The following is a 23,125-nucleotide window of genomic DNA, read 5'->3' on the forward strand; positions in this document are numbered from 1 at the left end:
GAGCTGCTACTTGCGGCCTCTAAATAAAATTTATGGGACAAAAAAATCAAGTTTTTGATAGTGTACTAGAACTAGTAGGTAACACTCCATTAGTAAGATTAAGAAACGTAACCGCACCTTTTAAAGGGCAGTATTACGCAAAAGTAGAAGCCTTTAATCCAGGCCACTCTTCTAAAGACCGAATAGCCTTACATATTATAGAACAGGCTGAAAAACAAGGCATTTTAAAACCAGGAGATACTATTATTGAAACCACATCTGGAAATACTGGGTTTAGTATTGCCATGGTAAGTATTATTAAGGGTTATGAGTGCATTTTGGCTGTTAGCTCTAAATCTTCACCAGATAAAATTGATATGTTAAAGGCCATGGGAGCCAAGGTGTATGTGTGCCCAGCACACGTAAGCGCAGACGACCCTAGGTCTTACTACCAAGTAGCCAAGCGACTACATGAAGAAGTTAACGGCTCGGTATACATCAATCAGTACTTTAACGAATTAAATATCGATGCGCATTACGCTTCAACAGGCCCAGAAATATGGGAACAAACCGAAGGTAAAATAACGCATTTGGTAGCCTGTAGTGGTACGGGAGGAACCATTTCGGGAACCGCCAGATTTTTAAAAGAGCAAAATCCAAACGTAAAAGTAATAGGGGTTGATGCTTATGGCTCGGTAATTAAGAAATTTCACGAAACCAAAGAGTTTGATGAAAACGAAATCTATCCGTATAGAATTGAAGGACTAGGAAAAAACCTAATCCCTTCGGCAACAGATTTCGATGTTATTGATACGTTTGTTAAAGTAACCGACCAAGAAAGTGCCCATACCGCCAGAGAGATTTCACGATCAGAAGGTTTATTTGTAGGGTATACCTCTGGAGCCGCTATGCAAGCCATAAAACAACTTAATGACGAGGGTGTTTTTGGTGAAAACGATGTGGTGGTTGTGGTTTTTCCAGACCATGGATCACGCTACATGAGTAAAGTTTATAGCGATAAATGGATGGGCGAACAAGGCTTCTTTGATACCGTAAACAAAGAAGAAGCTCAAATAGTAGAGTACATTCAATAAATAAAGCATAAAAACACAAAAAGCTGACCCTAACAAGTCAGCTTTTTTTATTGTTGTTAACAATCAGGTATAAAATAATTATGTTGAGAACTTTTAAATACATAATTTTGCAAGATTGAATTGCGATTAATAGTAGAATATGAAGGATTTATTCGATAAAATTTATAGAGACAAAGGACCATTAGGAAAATGGGCTTCACAGGCAGAAGGATATTTTGTGTTTCCAAAGTTAGAAGGCCACATTTCCAATCGTATGAAGTTTCAAGGAAAAGATGTTATTACTTGGAGCATTAATGATTATTTAGGACTAGCCAATCACCCAGAGGTAAGAAAAGTAGATGCTGCTGCTGGCGAAATGTACGGCTCGGCCTATCCTATGGGCGCAAGAATGATGTCTGGACATACAGACCTCCATGAAAAACTACAAAACGAACTGGCTTCGTTTGTGAATAAAGAAGCGGCCTATTTGCTAAACTTTGGTTACCAAGGTATGGTGTCTACCATAGACGCTTTGGTTTCTAAAGACGATATTATTGTATACGATGTCGATGCGCATGCGTGTATAATTGATGGGGTTCGTTTACATATGGGAAAACGTTTTACCTATAAGCACAACGACGTAGAAAGTTTAGAGAAAAACCTAGAGCGCGCTACCAAGCTAGCAGAACAGACTGGTGGTGGGATTTTAGTAATCTCTGAAGGTGTTTTTGGTATGCGTGGCGAGCAAGGTAGACTAAAAGAGATTGTGGCGCTTAAAGAGAAATTTAAGTTCCGCTTTTTGGTTGATGATGCTCACGGTTTTGGTACTTTAGGAAAAACAGGTGCAGGCGCAGGAGAAGAGCAGGGTGTGCAAGACGGTATAGATGTTTATTTTGCCACTTTTGCAAAGTCTTTAGCCAGCACAGGAGCCTTTATTGCGGCAGACCAAGAAATTATAGACTACCTAAAATACAACCTGCGTTCACAAATGTTTGCCAAGTCGTTGCAAATGCAATTGGTGGTAGGCGCCTTAAAACGTTTGGATATGTTGCGTACCATGCCAGAGCTTAAAGACAAGCTTTGGGAGAATGTAAACGCGCTACAGAGTGGTTTAAAAGAACGTGGTTTCGATATAGGAACAACACAAAGTTGTGTGACACCAGTATATTTAAAAGGAAGCATTCCAGAGGCTATGGCCTTGGTTAAGGATTTACGTGAAAACTATGGAATTTTCTGTTCTATAGTGGTTTACCCTGTAATCCCTAAGGGGCTTATTTTATTGCGTATGATTCCAACGGCAACCCATACTTTAGACGATGTTAACGAAACGTTAGAAGCATTTTCGGCCATACGCGACCGTCTTGAGAACGGTACTTACAAGCGCTTATCTGCCGCTGTAGCAGCAGCTATGGATAAGTAGATAACGATATAAAGCAATACAAGAAAGCCCGATGGAAACATCGGGCTTTTTTATGCTTTTTTAGAGGCATTAGTTAATGATCTTTTTAAAAGTCTTTCGTCGCTTGATTACCTCGGCGTTAAAATCCTTCCATATTTGTAAGGAAGCTGTGTTGTTTATGAGTTCGGGAGTTCTATAACAGGTTTCTATCTTGTCTTTTTGGAACGTTTTATTGAATTCGTAAAAAATAACAGCAGGAACTCCTTTGTTGTGATATTTTGGGTCGACACCAATTAAATAAAAGAGCATGGTATTGCTGTGTTTTTTTGCTTTTAGGAGTTTTAAGAAACCAAACGGGAATAGTTTTCCTTTAACCTTTTGCAGCGCTTCCGAAAAGGATGGCAACACTACAGCAAAAGCAATCATTTTATCGTCTTTATCAAAAACAAACTTGATGTATTCTGGGTTGACAAAGTTGATAAACTTTTTCTTGAAATAAGCCTGTTGTTTTTTAGATATGGGAACAAAGGTCGATAGTTCTTTGTACGAGTGGTTAAACAGCTCGAACATTTCATCTAAATAGGGCATGAGCTCTTTGGTTGTGGTGTAGTTCCCGGCCTTGTACCCATAGCGTTTTACAACCAGGTCGTGAGCTTTCATAAAACGTAAATCACCAAGTTGGCTCATATAAAACCTGCTTTCTAGATATTCTTTTTCGGGAGCAAATCCTAAGGCTTCAAAATGCTTGGGGTAATAGGAGTAGTTGTACCAGGTTACCATGGTGCCAATTTCGTCAAACCCTTCGGTAAGAGCGCCCACCTTATCTAGGTTAGAAAACCCAACGGGGCCTTCAATAAACTCTAGGTTGTTTGCTTTGCCTATGTCTTCTACTTGCTTTAAAAGTGCTTTAGAAACCTCAAGATCATCAATGGTATCAAACCAACCAAAACGCATTTTCTTTAGGTTTTGTTGTTCGGTTTCAGATCGGTTTATAATGGCTGCCACACGTCCTACAATGGTATTCTCTTTATAGGCTAGAAAAAAGCGTGCTTCGGCATGCTCGAACACGGGGTTTTGATCTTTGCTAAGGGTTGCCATTTCATCGGCAATAATAGGAGGGACCCAGTATTTCGAATCTTTATATAAGTTAAACGGAAAGGTGACAAATTTTTTTAAGTCTTTTTTGCTATGAACTTCTCGAAGGGTAATGTTACTCATAAATGGATTAGTTAGTCTGCCTAGTGAAAACAACCTTAGTCGTTAAAATCGACATCGATATTTTTCTTTCTTTTGTTGCGCTGTTTTCTATTGTTGCCTTTGGCGTTTTCTTGTCGTTCTAGCTCGTCTTTGGCCGAGGTGCCATTGTCAATTTTCTTGTCGGTATGAAAATCCAGGCGATAAGAAGCTCCTAATGTAACGCCAAAAACAGAAGGCGTGTCTTTGGTGTTGAAGGTTAAAGCGGTATCCAACTGAAAGTTTTTGCTCCATAAATAGGCGCCTCCAAACCGAATTAAATTATCGGCATAAAAATCACTGCTAATACCTTGCGTTTCGCCAAAAAGCACCCATTGGTCAAAAATAGACTTGGTTAAGGTAAGAATGTAGCTAAAATCTGACTGGTCAGTTTCTATTCTATCCAGCATAAAATTGGTAACAAACACCCAGCCGCTAGCAAAATTATTTTGTGTTGCTAGCATTACTTTTGGGCTAAACCCTTCTACGTTGGGTGCAACAAAAGGATTGTCTTTAGTGTCGTAATTAACGCCAGCATATACAGAAACTGCCGGAATTAGGTCTTTCCATCTAAATCCATGATTGGCTTTCCAGCTATAGATGTTAGGTTTTTCTTCACCGGCATTTTTATAAGGATCGTAAACTAGATATTTAGCACCTAAGGTTAGCGATTTAAAGTTACTATAGTTGGTTTCGTAAGGGGTTAAGGCATTAACGTAGGTGCGTTTTGTAGATTGGTAGGCGCCTTCTAGATTAAGTTCTAGTTGTGGCCATAACAGGCCATATCTTACGGCAAAATCGGAGCCAAAACTTCTGTCTTCGGTATTTAACAGTGCATGGTCTTCGTTTAAAATGTATGGGCCAATCTCTAACTGAACGACATTGGTGCCAACAGCGAATGCACTTTTAGAGACACCTGGCCTATTGGAGTTTATAACTTCGGTATATTGTGAAAAAGCACTTATAGAGAAAAGAAAAATACCTATAAACAGATAAGTCGTTACGGTTTTCATATATCTTAATTTGGACTTCAAATATATTGATTTTATACTTTTTTTAAGTATTTAATGTTCTTTTTAAGGCGAAAGAGTTTTATTTTTGTAAAAAATATGACTATGCTTCAATACGCTTCATTAACTGGGGTCTTAAGGGTTATTTTAATTATTTTACTGGTTTATTACGGCCTGAAGATTCTATCACGAATTTTTGCACCTGTTTTGGTCAAGTATGTGGCAAAAAAGGCAGAAGAGCGTTTTGGCGCAGCAAATTCGCAATACCAAGGGCAGAAGCGTGAGGAACGAGAAGGGGAAGTTACAATCGATAAGGTGCCTAACACCAAAACTTCTAATAAAAATGTTGGCGAGTATGTAGATTACGAAGAAATTGATTAATTTTCGCAATCATTTTCTAAAACACATACATGCAACTTTCTTTTAAGAAATTCCTGCCACATATTGCAGTCCTTGTTGGTTTTATTGCCATATCCTTATTGTACTTTAGTCCTGTTTTACAGGGAAAAGCCATTTTTCAGAGTGATATTATGCATTACATTGGGATGGCCCAACAGCAAAACGATTTTCGAGCAGCTACAGGCGAAGAAACCTATTGGACCAACAGTGCTTTTGGCGGCATGCCAACCTATCAGCTAGGGGCAAAATACCCGCATAATTACATTAAAAAATTAGATTTAGCCCTGAGGTTTTTACCAAGACCAGCCGATTATCTGTTCTTATATTTTATAGGGTTTTACATTTTACTATTATCGCTTAAAGTCGATTTTAGACTTTCAGCACTTGGGGCTTTAGCCTTTGGATTTTCAACTTACTTGATTATTATTCTTGGCGTAGGGCATAATGCCAAAGCGCATGCTATTGCTTATATGCCGTTAGTGCTAAGCGGAATTATTCTAACCTTCAGGCAAAAATATATATTAGGGTTTTTAGTCACTGCCGTAGGAATGGCTTTGGAACTGGTTGCAAATCATTTTCAAATGACTTATTACTTACTGTTTTTAGTACTCGTTTTAGGTATTGCCTATTTGGTAGATGCCTATAAAAAAGAAATGATTCCTCAGTTTTTTAAATCGGTTGGGTTATTGGTATTAGCAGTCATTCTAGCCATTGGGTTAAACGCTACAAATATTATGGCAACCCAAGAGTATGCCAAAGAAAGTACCCGTGGGCAAAGTGAATTAACCATTGCCCCAGATGGCTCGCCAAAGGTGGCAACCTCAGGATTGGACAGAGACAAAATTACCGAGTATAGTTATGGTTTTTTAGAATCGCTTAACTTGTATATACCAAGACTTATGGGTGGCGGTAGTCTTGAAGATGTTGGGAAAAACTCAGCTTCTTACGATTTCTTTTTACGTTTAGGGGCTACGCCATTACAAGCTGCCGAGCAGGTTAAACGCGTGCCAACTTATTGGGGCGATCAGCCTATATTGGAAGCACCAGCTTATGTTGGGGCTGTTAGTCTCTTTTTATTTGTGTTTGCCTTATTCTTGGTAAAAGGGCGCTTAAAATGGTGGCTTGTTGGAGGAACTGTATTATCGCTATTGCTTTCTTATGGTTATAACTTAAGTGTCTTAACCAATTTCTTTATCGATTACGTGCCACTTTACGACAAGTTTAGAGCGGTAACCTCCATACAAGTTATTCTGGAACTGTGCATTCCTGTTTTGGCTATTTTTGGATTGGTTAGGCTATTTAATGATTTTGAAACGGATGATAAGAAGCTCAAAGCCTTAAAATATACGGTATTAATTACTGGTGGTTTAGCGTTACTGTTGCTTGTGTTTAAGTCGTCGTTTAGTTTTTCAGGTGGGAATGATGCGTTTTACCGTCAGAATTATGGCGAGCAATTTATTAATGCCATAAAAGAAGATAGAAAAGCATTTTTTACTCAAGATACCCTAAGAACCTTGGTGCTGGTCTTGCTTTCGGCAGGAGCAGTTTTTATGTTTTTAAAGCGAAAGCTATCTCAAAACATGACCATTGGTGTTTTTGCAGCATTAATTTTATTTGATTTGGTGGTTGTAGACAGGCGCTATGTTAATAACGAGAACTTTGTGCCAGCCATTAAAATGGAAAAGCCTTATCAGGCTTCTAAAATTGATAGCGAAATACAACAGGACACCTCAAATTACAGGGTGTTGGACATCCATTCAAGACAACCAGCTAGAGCGTCGTATTTTCACAATTCCGTTAGTGGTTATCATGCGGCAAAATTAAAACGCTATGATGAGTTATACGATTTTCATATAGCACGTAATAACATCGAGGTATTAAACATGCTTAATGCAAAATACATTATTGCAGAGGGCGAAAACCAGCAGCCGTTCTTGTATCCAAACCCAGAGGCTAATGGAAATGCGTGGTTTGTACAGCGTTTAAAGCCTGTTGAAACGGCTAATAAAGAAATCTTGGCCTTAGATAGTTTAAATACCAAAACAGAAGCTGTTTTTAATAGTGTAACGTTTGGAGATGTGGTTAAAACCAATTTTACGGTCGACTCTACAGCAACCATAAAAGTTAAAGAATACGAACCAAACTATATTAAGTACGAAACCTCTAACTCTAATGATGGTTTTGCGGTGTTTTCAGAAGTTTATTACAAGCAAGGATGGCAAGCTTTTTTAGACGGAAAAGCAGTGCCACATATACGGCTAAATTATGTTTTACGTGGCATGCAAATTCCAAAGGGTAATCATGTGGTCGAGTTTAGGTTCCAGCCATCTGTTGTTAAAACAGGCAGTATCATAGCCTTGGCAAGTTCTTTGCTTTTTGGGGTGGTGTTGTTAGGCGGACTGTTTTACAATGTTAAAAGAAAGCAAGAATAAGGTGCGTAAAAAAGCACTCATAGTAGCATATTATTGGCCTCCGGCAGGAGGGCCTGGCGTGCAACGTTGGCTTAAATTTGTAAAATACTTACCAGATTATGGTATCGACCCCATTGTTTATGTGCCACAAAACGCTCACTACCCTATAGTAGATGATAGTTTGGTTGAAGAGATACCCAATACAATAAAAGTCATTAAACACCCCATTAAAGAGCCATATGGTATGGCGGGCTATTTTTTTAAACGTAAAACGCAAACCATAAGTAGGGGCATTATCACCTCACCAGACAAGCAGCGCCCAATAGAAAAATTAATGTTGTTTATTAGAGGGAATTTTTTTATCCCAGATGCCAGAAAATCATGGGTTAAGCCCTCTGTAGGCTTTTTAAAGCAGTACGTCGAGCAAGAAAATATAGATACGGTAATCACTACAGGGCCGCCGCACAGCTTACATTTAATAGGCTTAAAGTTAAAAGAAAGCTTAGGTCTTAGGTGGTTGGCAGATTTTAGGGACCCTTGGACAACCATAGGTTACCATAAGCAATTAAAGCTATTGCCGTTTGCCCAAAAAAAGCATTGTAGGCTAGAGCAAATGGTTTTAAATAACGCCAACGAAATTATTGTTACAAGTTTTGCCACCAAAACTGAATTTTCGGCCAAGACAGAGGTGCCCATTTCGGTTATTACTAATGGTTATGATGTAGAAATGTTTCAGGAGCATGTGCCGTTAGATGCTAAATTTAGCATTTCGCATGTGGGTTCGTTGCTATCAAAGCGCAATCCGGAAATTCTATGGCGCGTACTCCATGAATTAGTTGAAGAAGTTCCTGGTTTTAAAGCCGATTTTCAACTAACACTGGTTGGGCATGTTAGTGATGACGTGATGGAATTTGTAAAAAAGTATAATCTAAGTGATAGTTTAAATAATATAGGGTATTTGAAACATAATGAATCTATTAGGTTTCAGAAAAAATCACAAATCTTATTGTTGCTCGAAATCGATTCGCCACAAACCGAAGCCATTATCCCAGGCAAACTTTTTGAGTACTTAGCCACTAAAAGACCCATAATAGCCATAGGCCCTAAGCGTTCGGATGTGAAATCCATTTTGTTAGAAGCCCAAGCTGGAACATATTTTTCGTACCAAGATTTTACAGCGCTTAAGGAGACCATTTTAAAGCACTATAATGCTTTTAAAAGTGGTGATGTTATGTTAAATTCGGTTAATATTGATAAATACAGTAGAAGAAACCTAACCAAAACGCTATCGGAGTTAATTTAACATGGGAATTGTAGTTAAACAGTCGGTAAAAAACACTGTGGCCACGTATTTGGGGTTTGCCATAGGAGCGGTTAATGTATTGTTTTTATACACCCAGTTTTTAAGCCCAGAATACTTCGGGTTGATTTCCTACATTCTTTCTACAGCAAATATACTCATGCCCTTAATGGCTTTTGGGGTTCATAATACCATCATTAAGTTTTATTCGTCTTTTAGAAGCAAGCAATCGCAGAATAGTTTTTTACTGCTCATGCTGTTGTTGCCGTTTGCCATTATTATTCCTTTTGGCTTTATTGGTTGGTTGTGTTTTAACGAAATAGCCCTTTGGCTGTCTGCCGATAATGTTATTGTTACAGATTATGTTTGGTTAATATACGTAGCAGCCATTTCGTTTGCTTATTTCGAGGTGTTTTACGCCTGGTCGCGTGTGCAGTTTCAATCGGTTTTTGGGAACTTCATGAAAGAGGTTTTCCATCGGCTATGTATTACGGTTTTATTGGTGTTGCTGCATTTTGGCTACCTATCTGTTGATGGACTAATTTATAGTATTGTAGGGGTTTATGTGCTTAGAATGGTCATTATGAAAGGGTATGCCTATAGCCTTAGATTTCCGTCGTTTAAGTTTACAAAATTAACCAATACCGTTTCTATTATAAAATACACCTCGTTAATTATTCTTGCGGGCTCTGTAGCTAATATTATTTTGGAGATCGATAAGTTTATGATTAATAGATACGTTCCTATAGAACAGGTGGCTTATTATAGCGTGGCCATTTATATTGCTACGGTTGTTGGTGTGCCAGCGCGTGCTATGCATCAAATTGTAAGCCCAATTACGGCCAAGTTGCTTAATGAAAAGAACAAACAGGAGCTGGTGGTATTGTACAAAAAAAGCTCGTTAAATTTATTTATTGTTTGCGGCTTTGTTTTTTTACTTATCGTGCTTAACATCAATCAGCTTTATGTTATGATAGACGACAGGTACGCTAATGGGTTACTGGTTGTTTTTGTTGTAGGCTTTTCTAAATTAATGGAAGCTCTTTTAGGCAATAACAACGCCATATTATTTAATAGCGATTATTACCGTATGGTGCTGTTTTTAGGGGTGGTTTTGGTTGTTCTTGCCGTATTTTTAAACATGTATTTTATACCCAACTTTGGTATAAATGGCGCCGCTTTTGCTACGTTTATTGCTTTTTTAATATACAATGTGGCTAAGATAGGCTTTGTTCATAAGGTGTTTAAGATGTGGCCTTTTTCGGCAAACACCGTTAAGGTTTTAGTCCTGCTTTTAATAAGTTTAGGGGCCTTTTATTTTTGGGATTTTAAATGGCATCCCATAGTAAACATCGCGCTTAAAACCGCCTTGTTTGCAGTATTTTATGGCGGAATTGTTTATGCCATGAAACTCTCAGAAGATATTAATCGCATCATCCATCGGTTGTTGCGATAAATAGAAAAATCCCACGATGTTGCTTTGGGGCAAACTTAATCGCAGGACTTTTCAACTAACCAACCAAAAAGTGTTTTTATCTTCTATCTCTTGAAGCAACACGGTTGCTTTTGTGAGGTCTTGTAGTATATTTACGAGTATTTTGTCTGTTTGGTTTTCTTACACTCGAGTTTTTCCTATATGTGGTATTTTTAGACACATTTCTTTTTGTTTGCGTTACCTTTCTTGAAGGTCGCGTTACGGTTTGTCTATTGGTTTTAGATCTAGGTGAATTAACTTGGGTTCTCTTGTTAACACTTCTTCTAGGGCTTTCAACTTGTTTAGATCTACCAGGTGCCGAAGTTACAGTACGATGATTTCTATTTCTATCAACAGTTCTTCTATTTTGATTATGCGTTGCAGTTCTATTTCTAACAACAGGCGTTCTTGTAGCAAGATCTTGACGTCTTGTAATGGTGTGCCCGCGTCTTGAAGCTACTGCTGTTGTGCGTCTGTAGTTATTTCTATACGGACTGGTAAAATGGTGACGTTGCGGCTTGTAATGTTTTCTATAAGGCTTGTGATAAACAACACAATGCGAAGCCGAAGGTACTACATAATGTCTGTGCCATGGTCTGTAAACATAATGTCTGTTATACACATTAATAAAACCAGTATAATGAGAGAATACCCTGTTTCTGTAATGTACATATAGTCCACCTACACGAGAAACAAAACCAAAACCATTGTAGTTAATGTAAATGTTTCCAATTCTATTCACACGGCCATAAAAGTCGTAAAAAACAGGAACGTGCTCAATTTGAACAATGGCGCCATACGCATCGTACTGTACATAACCATTATAGTCGTACCCAGAGTTAAAGCTAATACTTACACCGGGTGTGTTTATGGCAACATTTACATTGGGGCCGTATTGTGGCATGTAAAAATCGAACTGCCCATCTGGAAATATTGAGAATTCTATGCCTCCTTCTACAAATATGAAAGAATTACCATATCCGCTATAATTTGCCGTTGCTACATTGTTGTCTAGATTGGTGGTTGCATTTACGGCAAAACTGCTACATAGTATTGCGGTAAATAAATAAATAAGTTTTTTCATGATTATAGAATTTGTGATTCGTTTAGAATAAATCAAACAACATGCCAAAAAATGTTAAAGCGATTTCAGTTATTGATTATCAGTGTTTTATAGATTTCTTAAGCGAAGACTTTGGTTGTAGATTAACAAACCATTAAAGCATGTTTTTTGAAAATAGGTTTTAAGAAACGCTTTTACCATCAAAAAAAAATCCCCAAACACTTGGGTTTGGGGACATTTATGAGTCGTTAATTATTTGCTTTTTTTAACCTTGTCTTTTTTGGTTTTATAGTAGTATACATCGTCATCGTGCCATGTGTCATGGCCAAAGTCATCGTCAGATATGTAACTAAAACCTGTGTTGTATTGGTTTATAGCACCTCGGCTATGTACCAATTCGCCTTGACCATTAAAACGCACTGTAAGTCCGCCTATTTGAATCAATCTTCCATTGCCTCGTTGGTAGCTCATGTAAACAGAACCAGCACGTTTTATTCTACCTTGTCTATCGTAGTTGATAAAAACATTGCCAATACGTCTAACCTTACCATCCCTGTCGTGTTCAACAATAACGCCGGCTTGTGGTTGCGAGTAGTGTATGTGGCCACTAACCGCAGTTCTTGGAGCGCCAAAAGTTACATTAACAGAGCTTCTTCGGGTTCTGTAATAAACATCGCCTTGGTCGTTATTACCTCGTGTGTGCGTGTTAAAATCGAAGCTACCATCAGGGAAAACTAAAAACTCAATACCACGCTCTAAAAACATAATAGGTTGGGCATGAGAATAGCGTGTGTTTCCATCTAAAGTTTTAGCTTGTTTTACAAAATTGCTTTCAGCTGCGCTAGCAAATGCTATACCTAATAGCATGGCTGCAAATAAAAGTCCTAGCTTTTTCATAATAATTAGAATTTAGATTTTGCCTACTCTTTAGCTTTTCGGCTTACGCTATGCCAAGAGTTTTTCAATTAACGTGCCAAAAATGTAACACGCAGTTTTTGAGTTGTTTATGTGTTTTAAAGTGTTTTTTTAGGCACTCTAATTATAGCAAACAAACAAAATACATGTATTTTTTACTATTTTTAGATTAATAAAACAACATCATGCCAACCCATTTAAAGATTTGCGAAAATTGCGAGGCGCTTTTCAATGAGGATTATACTTACTGTCCTTATTGTGGGCAAAAATCTAAAGATGAACTTACGTTAGGGGTGTTGTTTAATAACACGATTAGCAATTATTTTTCGGTTGATGCCCGCTTTTTTAAGAGTTTTATTCCTTTAATGTTTAAGCCAGGGTTTTTGGCTAAGGAATTTGTTAAGGGCAAGCGGTTGTTGTATTTGCATCCGGCGCAGATGTATTTGTTTGTTGTTGTTGTTTTCTTTTTTATCTTTTCTTTTAATGTGCGGGAATCTCGAGCTTTTATTGATGATGCCATGAAGAAAGATATGGTAATGGAACAAAAAGAAATAGATTCGTTATTAAATCTGAAGAAAAACTCTGCTATAAAAACACTCGATAGCTTGGATATAGAAGCACTGTCTGAGCGTGATAAAGAAGCCCTATCGAAAGTGAACATTACCATTAGCGATTCGTTAAACACCAAGCATGTAAGCAGTCTGTTTCAATTTAATAAGAAGCAAGTAGATTCGCTTATAAGTATAAATGCAGATCCAGAATTGATTTATAAAAGCATGGGCATGGATGACGATGCCGGTTACTTTAAACGCAAACTGTATATGCAGGTTTTAAAATTTTACAAAGACCGCGGGCTGGGAGCCATATACCAAACGTTTATAGACAGCATTCCCATCGCCATGTTCTTTCTTTTACCCATTTTTGGGCTGCTGTTAAAATTGTTTTATTATAAAAAAGGGCGTTATGCCCACCATTTGGTGTTTAGTTTTTACTTTTTTTCCTTCTTGTTCGCAACATTTAGTGTGCTGCTGCTGTTTAACTATTTAGTTTACGATATGCCAGATGCTGTAGATTGGTTAATTGTATTCTCGTCTATTGTTTACTTGCTAATGGCACTCAAGCGTTTTTATGGCCAGCGTTTATGGGTAACCATGGTTAAATGGTGTGCTATGAGTAGTTTGTTTTTATTATTAATTGTACCTATTGCTACTGCTATTGTAGGGATGTTTGCCTTTTTATATTATTAGCAGTTGGCTTTAAAATTCGTTTTTAAGGTATGTTCCTGTTACAGATTTTGGGTTGTTCATGATGTCTTCTGGGGTGCCTTGAGCCACTAATTGCCCCCCTTTGTCACCGCCTTCTGGTCCCAAATCAATAATGTAATCTGCACATTTAATGAGTTCCATATTGTGTTCTATTACAATTAAAGCATGCCCTTTTTCGATGAGTGCATTAAACGATTTTAAAAGTTTTTTAATATCGTGAAAGTGAAGCCCTGTTGTGGGTTCATCAAAAATAAATAAAGTACTATCGTTCTTGCCGCCTTTTCCTAAAAAGGTGGCTAGTTTAATGCGCTGCGCTTCACCACCAGAAAGGGTAGAGGAGCTTTGCCCCAAAGTAACATAACCCAAGCCCACATCCTGTAAGGGCTGTAGTTTGTTTTTTATTTTTGTTTGCTTGTGCGTTTCAAAAAAAGCAATGGCATTGTCTATGGTCATGTTTAGAATGTCATCGATGTTTTTGCCTTGAAAAGCTACTTCTAAAACTTCTTTTTTAAAGCGTTTTCCATTACAGGTTTCACAGGTTAAATGCACATCTGCCATAAACTGCATTTCTATGGTAACTTCACCTTCGCCTTTACAAGTTTCGCACCTGCCACCATCTACATTAAACGAAAAGTGCTTGGCTTTAAACCCTCGTATTGTGCTTAGTTTTTGCGAAGCGTATAGGGCTCTTATATCATCGTAAGCTTTTATGTAGGTTACTGGGTTAGAGCGCGACGATCTGCCTATTGGGTTTTGGTCTACAAACTCAATTTGCTTTAGATGTTTAAAGTTGCCTTCAAGCGATGAATATTGCCCGGGCTTATCGCCAAACCCTGTAATGTGTTTTTGCAGTGCCGGGAACAATATTTTTTTAATTAAGGTACTTTTTCCACTACCAGATACTCCTGTAACAACCGTAAGCATGTGTAAAGGAAAGCGCACATCGATGTTTTTTAGGTTGTTCTCTCTGGCGCCAAGCACTTCAATGTAGTATTTTGAAGTTCTTGGGGTTTTATTGGGGGCAATGGTTAGGCTGCCATTTAAGTAAGCAGCTGTAAGCGATGTGGCGTTTAGTATGTTGGTGTAGTTTCCTGTGGCAACAACTTCGCCACCTAAGGTTCCTGCTTCTGGACCAATGTCTATAATGTCGTCGGCAGCTTGCATGATGTCTTTATCATGCTCTACAACAATAACAGTGTTGCCTAAATCACGAAGCGATTTTAACACGTCTATTAAGTTTTCGGTGTCTTTTGGGTGAAGTCCAATACTAGGTTCATCTAAAATATACATCGAGCCTACCAAACTACTGCCTAGCGAGGTGGCCAAATTAATACGTTGGCTTTCGCCACCCGATAGAGTGTTAGATTTTCTGTTTAGGCTAAGGTAGTTAAGGCCTACTTTTTCGAGATAGGACAACCTATTGTTTATTTCTTTTAACAGCCGTTTTGCAACATCTAATTCATGTTGGGATACCTGTAGGGTTTTAAAAAAATGACTGAGGACGTCTAAGGGCATATCAACCAAATCTGTTATGGTCTTCCCACCAACTTTTACATAGTTTGCCTCTTTGCGCAGACGCTTGCCATGACAGGTTTTACAGGTAGTTTTGCCACGGTATCTAGAGAGCATAACCCGGTTTTGAATTTTGTACGCCTTGGCTTCCAGGTCTTCAAAAAAGCTATTAAGCCCTTCAAAATATTGGTTGCCTTGCCAAATAAGTTGCTTTTGGGATTCGGTTAATTTAAAATAGGGTTTGTGAATTGGAAAATCGAATTTATGGGAGTTGTTTACCAATTGGTCGCGGTACCAACTCATGCTTTCACCTCGCCATGGGAAGATGGCATTTTCGTAAACCGAAAGTGCCGTATTTGGAATTACCAATGCTTCATCTATACCAATAACATCGCCATAACCTTCGCATTTAGGGCAAGCACCATAGGGGTTATTAAAGCTAAACAGATGCACGTTTGGCTCTAAAAATGCCATGCTGTCCAGTTCGAATTTATTGCTGAAGACCTGCTGTTCTGCATGGGGTAGTGTTTCAATAATACACGTACCTTTACCTTCAAAAAAAGCTGTTTCAATGGCATCTGCAAGGCGGTTGTAAAAATCGTCGTCGTCTTTAACAATAATTCTATCAACTACCAGAAAACTGTTTTTATCAACATCTACCGCAGCAATTTCATCAAGACGTTTTACACCGGCTTGGGTTTTTATTCTGGCATAACCTTGTTGCTGTAAGACTTTAATTTTGTCTTCCATTTTTCGACCTTCTTCCAGAATAATGGGCGCTAATAGCAGCAACTTTTCACGCAAGTCAAATGTTTTTATGTACTCGAGAACATCTGCTACGGTATTTTTTTTCACCTCGTTTCCAGAAATGGGTGAGTAGGTTTTCCCTATTCTGGCAAAAAGCAGTTTAAGGTAATCGTATATTTCTGTTGTGGTGCCTACTGTAGATCTTGGATTGGTAGAGTTTACTTTTTGCTCGATGGCTATGGCGGGGGCAATTCCCTTAATGTAATCGACCTTGGGTTTGTTTAACCGGCCTAAAAATTGCCTAGCATAGCTAGACAGACTTTCTACATAGCGGCGTTGGCCTTCGGCATACAAGGTGTCGAATGCCAGACTGGATTTTCCAGAGCCAGAGAGCCCGGTAATAACAACAAGCTTGTTTCTAGGGATAACGACATCGATATTTTTTAAATTATGGAGTTTAGCTCCTTTTATAATAATGTTTTCTTTAGGATTTACTTTTGAAACATCTGCCACCATAGGTTGTTGAAATAATAATTTAGCAAAGATACAATTTGATTTTCAGGATTTAAAGCCCGTTTACTTTTGATTTAAATGTTAAAAAAGGAACCCATGTTTGCATTTTAAGTATTATTGTTGTTATATTTGGGCATATTAACCTAAAAATCACCTTTGTAGCCTATAGCATAATTTTACTTTTTAACATCTTAACCCCAGCATAGCTAGTTATACCATTAATTTTAACTATGCAAAAAAGTAATGATTATGCAAAACGAACTTATCACAGACGCTACATTAGTTAAGCAATACATACATGGTGATGAATCTGCATTAGAGCAACTCATTTTACGCCATAAGCAACGCATTTACGGCTTTATTTTTTCTAAAGTTTACGATCATGAGGTTACCAACGATATTTTTCAGGATACCTTTATGAAGGTAATAAGAACCATAAAAAAAGGAAAATATAATGAAGAAGGGAAGTTTTTACCTTGGGTAATGCGTATAGCACACAATTTGGTTATCGATTATTTTAGAAAACATAGCCGCATGCCAAAATTTAATAACAGTGGCGATTTTAATATTTTTTCGGTTTTAGGGGATAGTGCTCTTAATGCCGAGAAAAAAATTATAAAAGAGCAGGTTGCAAGCGACATAAGACGCTTAATTAACGAACTACCAGAAGACCAAAAGCAAGTATTGGTTATGCGCATGTACAACGATTTGAGTTTTAAGGAAATATCAGAAAAAACAGGCGTAAGCATTAATACGGCCTTGGGCAGAATGCGTTATGCATTAATAAACATGAGAAAAATAATTGATAAACACAACATTATATTAACCAATTAAACAATAAAGTGTAAACGAAGTCGTTAAGTAATAAGAAACACAACAAAATTCTATTTAATGGCAAAACTTTACTCAAAAAAGAATCCCCAAAAAAAGCAAGTCCAATTGAACCCTAAGGATGAAACTGTGAAGTTTCTCCTAGATTATTCGAAGGCTTTAAGTGTTATAAATTGTAATAAAATGAAGTTTGAAGCACTTCTAAACTAAACTTTGAAAGCCCTGATTAGTCATCAGGGCTTTTTCTTTTTCAGGTAATCGTAAATCACAGATTTCCTGCCAATGGTTTTGGTAATAATGTCTTTATCTAAATTCCAGCCACGAGCAGGCGAATACTCTCTGCCATACCAAATAATCTGAAGGTGCAAATCGTTCCAAAGGGCTTCTGGAAATAGGCGTTTGGCATCTTTTTCTGTTTGCACAACATTTTTACCATTGCTCAACCCCCAACGGTACATTAATCTATGAATGTGGGTATCTACAGGAAAAGCAGGAATGCCAAAAGCTTGCGATAACACTACAGCTGCGGTTTTGTGGCCAACTGCAGGCAAGGCTTCTAAAGCCTCGTAAGTTTTAGGAACCTTTCCGTTGTGCTGCTCGATAAGAATTTTAGATAGCCCATGTATGCCTTTACTTTTCATGGGAGACAGGCCTACGGGTTTAATAATCTCTCTAATTTCATCAACAGTAAGTTTTACCATATCGTAAGGGTTATCTGCTTTTTTAAATAAAAGCGGCGTAATTTGATTTACACGAACATCGGTACTCTGTGCCGACATTAATACGGCAATAAGCAGGGTGTAGGGATCCTTGTGATCTAGGGGTACGGGAATGCTAGGGTAGAGGTCTTTTAAGGTTTTTATAACAAAATCTACTTTCTCTTGTTTGGTCATAGTTGTATTTTTACAAAAACCAAAGTTAAGAATTATGACAGAATTAAAACCAGGTGACCAAGCACCAGATTTTACAGCAAAAGATGAACAAGGGAATGCGGTTTCTCTATCGGATTATAAAGGAAAAAAACTAGTATTGTTCTTTTATCCAAAAGCCAGTACGCCAGGGTGTACTGCCGAAGCTTGTGATTTAAACAACAACTATGAGCGTTTTAAAGCAGCGGGATACGATGTGCTAGGGGTAAGTGCAGATAGCCAGCGTAGGCAAGCTAATTTTAAGAGCAAATATAATTTTGCCTATCCGCTATTGGCCGATGAGGATAAGCAGCTTATACAGGCTTATGGTGTTTGGGGACCAAAGAAATTTATGGGAAGAGAATATGATGGCATACATAGAACAACATTTGTAATTGATGAAAACGGTGTAATTGAAGATGTAATTAAGAAGGTAAAAACTAAGGAACACACCCAACAGATTTTAAAATAAACAAAAAGGCGGTTAAAAACCGCCTTTTTTAAATATGATAATGTACTGCTTTATTTGTCTTTATAGATTTCTTCGGTTTCGCAGCCAAATAAGTTTTTTTCCTTTATAAGCTTAGCAACCCCTTGAGGGAGCATGTCTTCCCAACCGTCTTCACTTTCTGTAATCATTTTTAATACCATTCTGGAGAATACATTTAGGTTCTGGGGGTCGTAGTCTGTAATATCAACTACTTTTCCGTTGTATTTAAAGAACTTGTAAAGCTCTTTCATTCTAGGATGCACCTTTAAGTTTTCGCTAGTGGTTAAAGAGCCATCTTCATTTTCCATGGGGTATAGGTACACGCGTAAATCTTTAAAAAACAATTTACCAAAGGCCTCTAGAATGCCCCCGCTTAAATGGCGATAGTATTTTTCATCAAAAATATCGACCAAGTTGTTTACGCCCATACACAGTCCCATACGGTTTTTGGTATACTGCGAGAAATATTCAACTAGCTTGTAGTATTCTTTAAAGTTAGAAATTAAAACCGTTTGCCCTAAGGAGCATAAAAGCTCGGCACGGTCCATAAAGTCCTGTTCGTCAATCTCGCCTTCGGCACGAAGGTTAGAGAGGGTAATCTCGAAAAGCACTTGGGTTCTGTTGGCCTCGACTTTATTTTCTTTAATAAACATGTCGTAAGATTTCTTAAACATGTCCATATTTACTCGGGTAACAGGTCTAAAGCTACCTCTTAGGGCTAAAATATTCTTTTTGTAAAGCACGGCTGCTGGTAATACATTGTTCCCGTCAGGGGCAAACATAACAGCATCGGTCATACCGTTTTTAACCAGTTGCAAGCTCATGAGGCGGTTATCGACATCTTCAAAAACAGGGCCGCTAAAATTAATGGTATCTATTTCCAACTGATCTTTGTGCAAGTGGTCGTACAAATACCTTAACAGCTTTCTGGGCTCGTTGTATTTATAAAAGGCCCCATAAATTAAGTTGGTACCTAAAATACCTAAGGTTTCTTGTTGTAGCCTAGCGTCGTTTTCCTTAAAGCGGATGTGTAACACTATTTCGTTGTACTCCTGTTCTGGATCGATTTGATATTTAATACCAATCCAGCCATGGCCCTTGTATTTTTTTGCAAAATCGATGGTGGCAACTGTATTGGCATACGAGAAGAATAGTTTGTTGGGATGCTTGTCGCGCGGAAGGCGTTCTTCTATTAAATCGACCTCGTGGTTAAGCATTTTTCTTAATCGCGCCTCTGTAACGTAGCGCTTATCGTCCTCAATACCATAAATGGCATCGCTAAAGTCTTTGTCGTAGGCCGACATAGCTTTAGCAATGGTTCCTGAAGCTCCTCCAGCTCTAAAAAACTGTCTTACCGTTTCTTGTCCTGCACCAATTTCGGCAAAAGTACCATAAATGTTTTCGTTTAAATTTATGCGAAGTGCCTTGGTTTTTATTGAAGGAACATCATCAAACTCTTTGTCTCCTTTTAAGGTGATTTCCATGGTTTTGTTCAGGATTAACTTTACTACAAAGGTATAAAATCGACTATGAAACAAAAAAAATAAGCTTACTTTTGTTGTTAAAATAAACAGCGTTGAAAGTAACTTTTTTAGGTACAGGAACCTCCCAGGGCATACCAGTAATAGGTAGTGACCACCCTGTATGTTTAAGCGATAACCCCAAGGACAAACGCTTGCGGGTCTCGGTTATGTTAGAGTGGGAGGGGCATACCTATGTGATAGATTGCGGACCGGATTTTAGACAGCAAATGCTGCAGGCCCGTTGCACTAAAATAGACGGAATTCTCTTTACACATGAGCACGCCGACCATACTTCTGGACTAGACGACATAAGGCCGTTTTATTACAAACAAGGCCCAGTGCCTATTTACGCCCATAACCGGGTAATTTCGCAACTTAAAGACAGGTTTTTTTATCTTTTTGATAGTGATAATGGGTATTTAGGAGCTTCTGGAGTGGTTGTAAACCCAATAGAAAACAACCCGTTTTGTATTGCGAATAAAACAGTAATTCCAATAAACGGAACGCATTACAACCTGCAGGTATTTGGTTTTAGAATAGACAACTTTGCGTATTTAACAGATATGAAAACCATAGCCAATGATGAAATTGAAAAGCTTAAGGGGGTAGAGGTGTTGGTTGTAAATGCCCTTAGAGAAACGGCACATCCGGCACATTTTAATCTAGCCGAAGCATTGGCTTTAATAGACAAGGTAAAACCAAAAAAAGCGTATTTAACCCATATAAGCCACATGTTGGGCTTTCACGACGAGGTAGAAGCCCGTTTGCCAGAACACATTCACTTAGCATACGATAATTTAAAAATACAGATATAATGAAAAAACATCTTTTTATGTACCTCTTTCTTTTTACATTACTTTTTGTAGTGTTTCAATATGTAAACTCTAAAAAAATATTAGAGGGGTACGAAGAAAAAATAACCACATACAAAGCGAAAATAGATGTTTTGGATGGTGAATTGCAGGAACAACAAAAAACCTTAGAGGTGCTTAATGACCAGGTGTTTAACCTGTCGCAGTTTACTTTAGAGGATAGCGATCCTGCCATGAGTTATCTGGAAGACCAAGGCCATAGAATAACAGAATTGGTGCCATTTATTAAAGACCAATTGCATGACATGAATTTTGCCGAACGCGATGAGCATCCCATAATTCCTTATGCCCCAATGACCGATGGTAAAATGATGATAGATGCCATACGTATTTTAAACCACAAATGGATTATTGCCAACTTTTCTGATGGCAAACACTGGGGCGAGCTGTTAATTTCTTATGAAATTGATGAGGATAAAAAATTGGACTTTGAGTTGATTAAATCTTTTTTATACCCAATAGAAATACCTGCTAATTAAGGGGTTTAGTTAACCGCTAAATAGGCTTTAGAAACAATATAATTGCCAGTATTAGAATAGCCCTCTAGGGTTATTTCGAAAGTCCCTTCAACATCTGAAGTAAAAAACGATAAGGTTTTATTTTTACCAATAAGTTCTACTTTGGGGTTCCAGAATAGCTGTGTTCTGTAGTCTGGAATGTTCGCATTTTGTGTGCTATGTGTGTATTGGGGGTGGTAATATGTTTTGTTAGGTAAAGGCTTGTCTATTGTAATTTCTTTAATGTTGCTGTTGTTGCTTTTTAATGAAAACGCGCTGTCAAAGGTTTTAATAGCAATAATGCCGTCGTACACCTTAGATCCTAATACGTATTGCCCATTTACAACGTCTATATATTCTATTTTATTTGAATCGTAATAGTCAACTAGGTCGTTTAAATCCTGCACCAAAATACCATCAAATAGTATGAGCGGTGGGATGCTTTGTATGTTAGAATGTGTGCTAACCTCACTTAGGTCTCTTACATGAAACATGTACTGCCCTTTATTTTTAGTTATATAAGCGTTGCTTATAATTTCTGTAAAGGTTTCTTTAATGGTGGGAAACCGGTTGTAATCATCTAAAACAAACCGCTTAGCTAATGGGTGGTAAAAAACAGGTCTTGGGGAAAAAGCTACAATGCTATCTTGCTTTGCTTGATAGTAAGCATTCTCTATTTGGTTTTGAATACTTTTGTTTTTTAAAACTTCTGAAATAGATTCATCTAATTCTATTGATGAAAAAGTAAGCTGGTCAAATTCGGTAAAGGTTTTATCATTTATTGCTATGCTATAGTTTTCTCTATCATTTTCTTGTATTTGAAAAATGGCATTTTCTTGCGAGTAACTCTCATCAATTACAAAATAAAAAGTCCCGTTTTGGTTGGTTGCTGCATTTTTAAATAAAAAGTTTTTGGCAGGAAAGCTTAATGAGACCGTTTTATTAACCGCTTTTTGGTTTGTGCTACTGTTTGTAACTATGCCCGAAATAATCTCGCCGCGAAGCTCCGGAAGATAGTTAACGGTTTTTTTAGCATTAAGATAGGTTGTGTTTGGGTAGTTTGTTTTAATTTGAATAGCATCTAACTTTCTAACCGATACAGAAAACGAACCAAAAATAGCACTACTGTTAGCAATCGTTACTTCTACGTGTTCTCTTTTGTTATAATTGTCTTTAGCTAATGTAATAAGATTGTTCTCTAAGTTTTTCTTACGGGCAAGAGAATTGCTAGAGCTAATTTTTATGGTGTCTTTTGGGGTTGTTAAGGCTTGAGTTTCTGTAGTAAATGGATTAATGATGTAAATATTTTTAACCGCATAAGACTTTATGGTGTTGTTTTTAGACCAATTGCTGTAGCTTATTAATTTATAATGTCCTGTTTTTATTGAAGCAGGAATAAAAAAATCGCCTGTGGCATTGTTGTTTAAAACGGTAATTTTATGGTTGAAAACAATGGTGTTGTTGGCTCCAATTAACGATACGTAAACCATTTTACTAATATCGCTAGGGACGTTGGAGTTTAGGTTTAGGGTAGCAGCTTTATATTTAAGATATTCTCCTGCGAGCAACAAGTTCGCGTTAGTTTGCAAATAAATTTTCTCTAAAGGAATATTGGCTTGTAAATCCTCGAGTTGTTTGTTGGAGATTTGGCCATATTGCTTAGTACAGATTGCTAGAAGGGCTACTAGTATAAAGATGTGATTTTTCATAA

The 23,125-nt window shown here is 37.7% G+C and carries 19 protein-coding genes; 11 read left to right on the forward strand and 8 right to left on the reverse strand.

What is annotated here, in order from left to right:
* Window positions 1-32 precede the first annotated feature (32 nt).
* Together IA57_RS10955 and IA57_RS10960 are read left to right on the forward strand one after the other, a co-directional pair.
* Complete coding sequence (locus IA57_RS10955) at window positions 33-1,073, forward strand: PLP-dependent cysteine synthase family protein (protein WP_036123500.1); 1,041 nt, start codon at window positions 33-35, stop codon at window positions 1,071-1,073.
* Window positions 1,074-1,212: 139 nt separating this feature from the next.
* A complete protein-coding gene (locus IA57_RS10960) occupies window positions 1,213-2,472 on the forward strand; it encodes an aminotransferase class I/II-fold pyridoxal phosphate-dependent enzyme (RefSeq protein WP_036123503.1) in 1,260 nt (419 codons plus the stop codon).
* A 69-nt stretch (window positions 2,473-2,541) separates the two neighbouring features.
* Here the strand turns inward: IA57_RS10960 and IA57_RS10965 are convergent, their stop codons facing one another.
* Both IA57_RS10965 and IA57_RS10970 read right to left on the reverse strand, forming a co-directional pair.
* Window positions 2,542-3,669: a hypothetical protein gene (locus IA57_RS10965; protein WP_036123506.1), complete on the reverse strand. Its 1,128-nt coding sequence runs from the start codon at window positions 3,667-3,669 to the stop codon at window positions 2,542-2,544.
* 35 nt (window positions 3,670-3,704) lie between these two features.
* Complete coding sequence (locus tag IA57_RS10970; protein WP_036123508.1) at window positions 3,705-4,697, reverse strand: transporter; 993 nt, start codon at window positions 4,695-4,697, stop codon at window positions 3,705-3,707.
* A gap of 102 nt (window positions 4,698-4,799) precedes the next feature.
* Between IA57_RS10970 and IA57_RS10975 the strand changes: the two genes are divergently transcribed.
* Genes IA57_RS10975 through IA57_RS10990 form a run of 4 tightly spaced genes read left to right on the forward strand, consistent with a single transcriptional unit; the run spans window position 4,800 to window position 10,260 of the window.
* Window positions 4,800-5,075: a DUF4834 family protein gene (locus IA57_RS10975; RefSeq protein ID WP_036123510.1), complete on the forward strand. Its 276-nt coding sequence runs from the start codon at window positions 4,800-4,802 to the stop codon at window positions 5,073-5,075.
* Between the two features lie 29 nt (window positions 5,076-5,104).
* Window positions 5,105-7,525, forward strand: a complete 2,421-nt coding sequence (locus IA57_RS10980) for a YfhO family protein (protein WP_036123512.1) — start codon at window positions 5,105-5,107, stop codon at window positions 7,523-7,525.
* On the forward strand, window positions 7,503-8,807 hold the full coding sequence (locus tag IA57_RS10985) for a glycosyltransferase family protein (protein WP_036123514.1): 1,305 nt from the start codon (window positions 7,503-7,505) through the stop codon (window positions 8,805-8,807). Before IA57_RS10980 ends, IA57_RS10985 begins: the two co-directional genes overlap by 23 nt.
* A gap of 1 nt (window position 8,808) precedes the next feature.
* Complete coding sequence (locus IA57_RS10990) at window positions 8,809-10,260, forward strand: oligosaccharide flippase family protein (RefSeq protein WP_036123517.1); 1,452 nt, start codon at window positions 8,809-8,811, stop codon at window positions 10,258-10,260.
* Window positions 10,261-10,336: 76 nt separating this feature from the next.
* Here IA57_RS10990 and IA57_RS12405 read toward each other — a convergent pair whose 3' ends face one another.
* Both IA57_RS12405 and IA57_RS11000 read right to left on the reverse strand, forming a co-directional pair.
* A complete protein-coding gene (locus IA57_RS12405; protein WP_051881054.1) occupies window positions 10,337-11,362 on the reverse strand; it encodes a hypothetical protein in 1,026 nt (341 codons plus the stop codon).
* Between the two features lie 231 nt (window positions 11,363-11,593).
* A complete protein-coding gene (locus IA57_RS11000; protein WP_036123520.1) occupies window positions 11,594-12,238 on the reverse strand; it encodes a hypothetical protein in 645 nt (214 codons plus the stop codon).
* 203 nt (window positions 12,239-12,441) lie between these two features.
* On the opposite strand from IA57_RS11000, the gene IA57_RS11005 reads away from it, so the two are divergent.
* Window positions 12,442-13,503 carry a DUF3667 domain-containing protein gene (locus IA57_RS11005; RefSeq protein WP_036123523.1) on the forward strand — a complete coding sequence of 354 codons (1,062 nt, stop codon included), beginning with the start codon at window positions 12,442-12,444 and terminating at the stop codon, window positions 13,501-13,503.
* A 9-nt stretch (window positions 13,504-13,512) separates the two neighbouring features.
* Here IA57_RS11005 and uvrA read toward each other — a convergent pair whose 3' ends face one another.
* Entirely contained in the window at window positions 13,513-16,296 is a 2,784-nt protein-coding gene (uvrA, locus tag IA57_RS11010) for an excinuclease ABC subunit UvrA (protein ID WP_036123526.1), read from the reverse strand.
* A 246-nt stretch (window positions 16,297-16,542) separates the two neighbouring features.
* On the opposite strand from uvrA, the gene IA57_RS11015 reads away from it, so the two are divergent.
* A complete protein-coding gene (locus IA57_RS11015; RefSeq protein ID WP_036123653.1) occupies window positions 16,543-17,127 on the forward strand; it encodes an RNA polymerase sigma factor in 585 nt (194 codons plus the stop codon).
* A gap of 230 nt (window positions 17,128-17,357) precedes the next feature.
* On the opposite strand, the gene IA57_RS11020 is transcribed toward IA57_RS11015, so the two are convergent.
* On the reverse strand, window positions 17,358-18,017 hold the full coding sequence (locus IA57_RS11020; RefSeq protein ID WP_036123528.1) for an endonuclease III domain-containing protein: 660 nt from the start codon (window positions 18,015-18,017) through the stop codon (window positions 17,358-17,360).
* Between the two features lie 34 nt (window positions 18,018-18,051).
* Here IA57_RS11020 and bcp point away from each other — a divergent pair, with 34 nt between their 5' ends.
* A complete protein-coding gene (gene bcp, locus IA57_RS11025) occupies window positions 18,052-18,504 on the forward strand; it encodes a thioredoxin-dependent thiol peroxidase (protein ID WP_036123531.1) in 453 nt (150 codons plus the stop codon).
* Window positions 18,505-18,554: 50 nt separating this feature from the next.
* On the opposite strand, the gene IA57_RS11030 is transcribed toward bcp, so the two are convergent.
* Window positions 18,555-20,006: a hypothetical protein gene (locus tag IA57_RS11030; protein WP_036123534.1), complete on the reverse strand. Its 1,452-nt coding sequence runs from the start codon at window positions 20,004-20,006 to the stop codon at window positions 18,555-18,557.
* A 92-nt stretch (window positions 20,007-20,098) separates the two neighbouring features.
* Between IA57_RS11030 and IA57_RS11035 the strand changes: the two genes are divergently transcribed.
* The gene (locus IA57_RS11035) at window positions 20,099-20,860 is read left to right on the forward strand and encodes an MBL fold metallo-hydrolase (protein WP_036123537.1); all 762 of its coding nucleotides are present in this window, start codon (window positions 20,099-20,101) and stop codon (window positions 20,858-20,860) included.
* Window positions 20,860-21,396 (forward strand): hydrolase, encoded by a 537-nt coding sequence (locus tag IA57_RS11040; RefSeq protein WP_229730280.1) that lies wholly within the window; start codon window positions 20,860-20,862, stop codon window positions 21,394-21,396. Before IA57_RS11035 ends, IA57_RS11040 begins: the two co-directional genes overlap by 1 nt.
* A 5-nt stretch (window positions 21,397-21,401) precedes the next feature.
* Here the strand turns inward: IA57_RS11040 and IA57_RS11045 are convergent, their stop codons facing one another.
* The gene (locus IA57_RS11045) at window positions 21,402-23,123 is read right to left on the reverse strand and encodes a hypothetical protein (RefSeq protein ID WP_036123540.1); all 1,722 of its coding nucleotides are present in this window, start codon (window positions 23,121-23,123) and stop codon (window positions 21,402-21,404) included.
* Window positions 23,124-23,125: the final 2 nt, after the last annotated feature.

Origin of the sequence: Mangrovimonas yunxiaonensis, from assembly GCF_000733475.1 — a bacterium.
Taxonomy (GTDB): Bacteria; Bacteroidota; Bacteroidia; order Flavobacteriales; family Flavobacteriaceae; genus Mangrovimonas; species Mangrovimonas yunxiaonensis.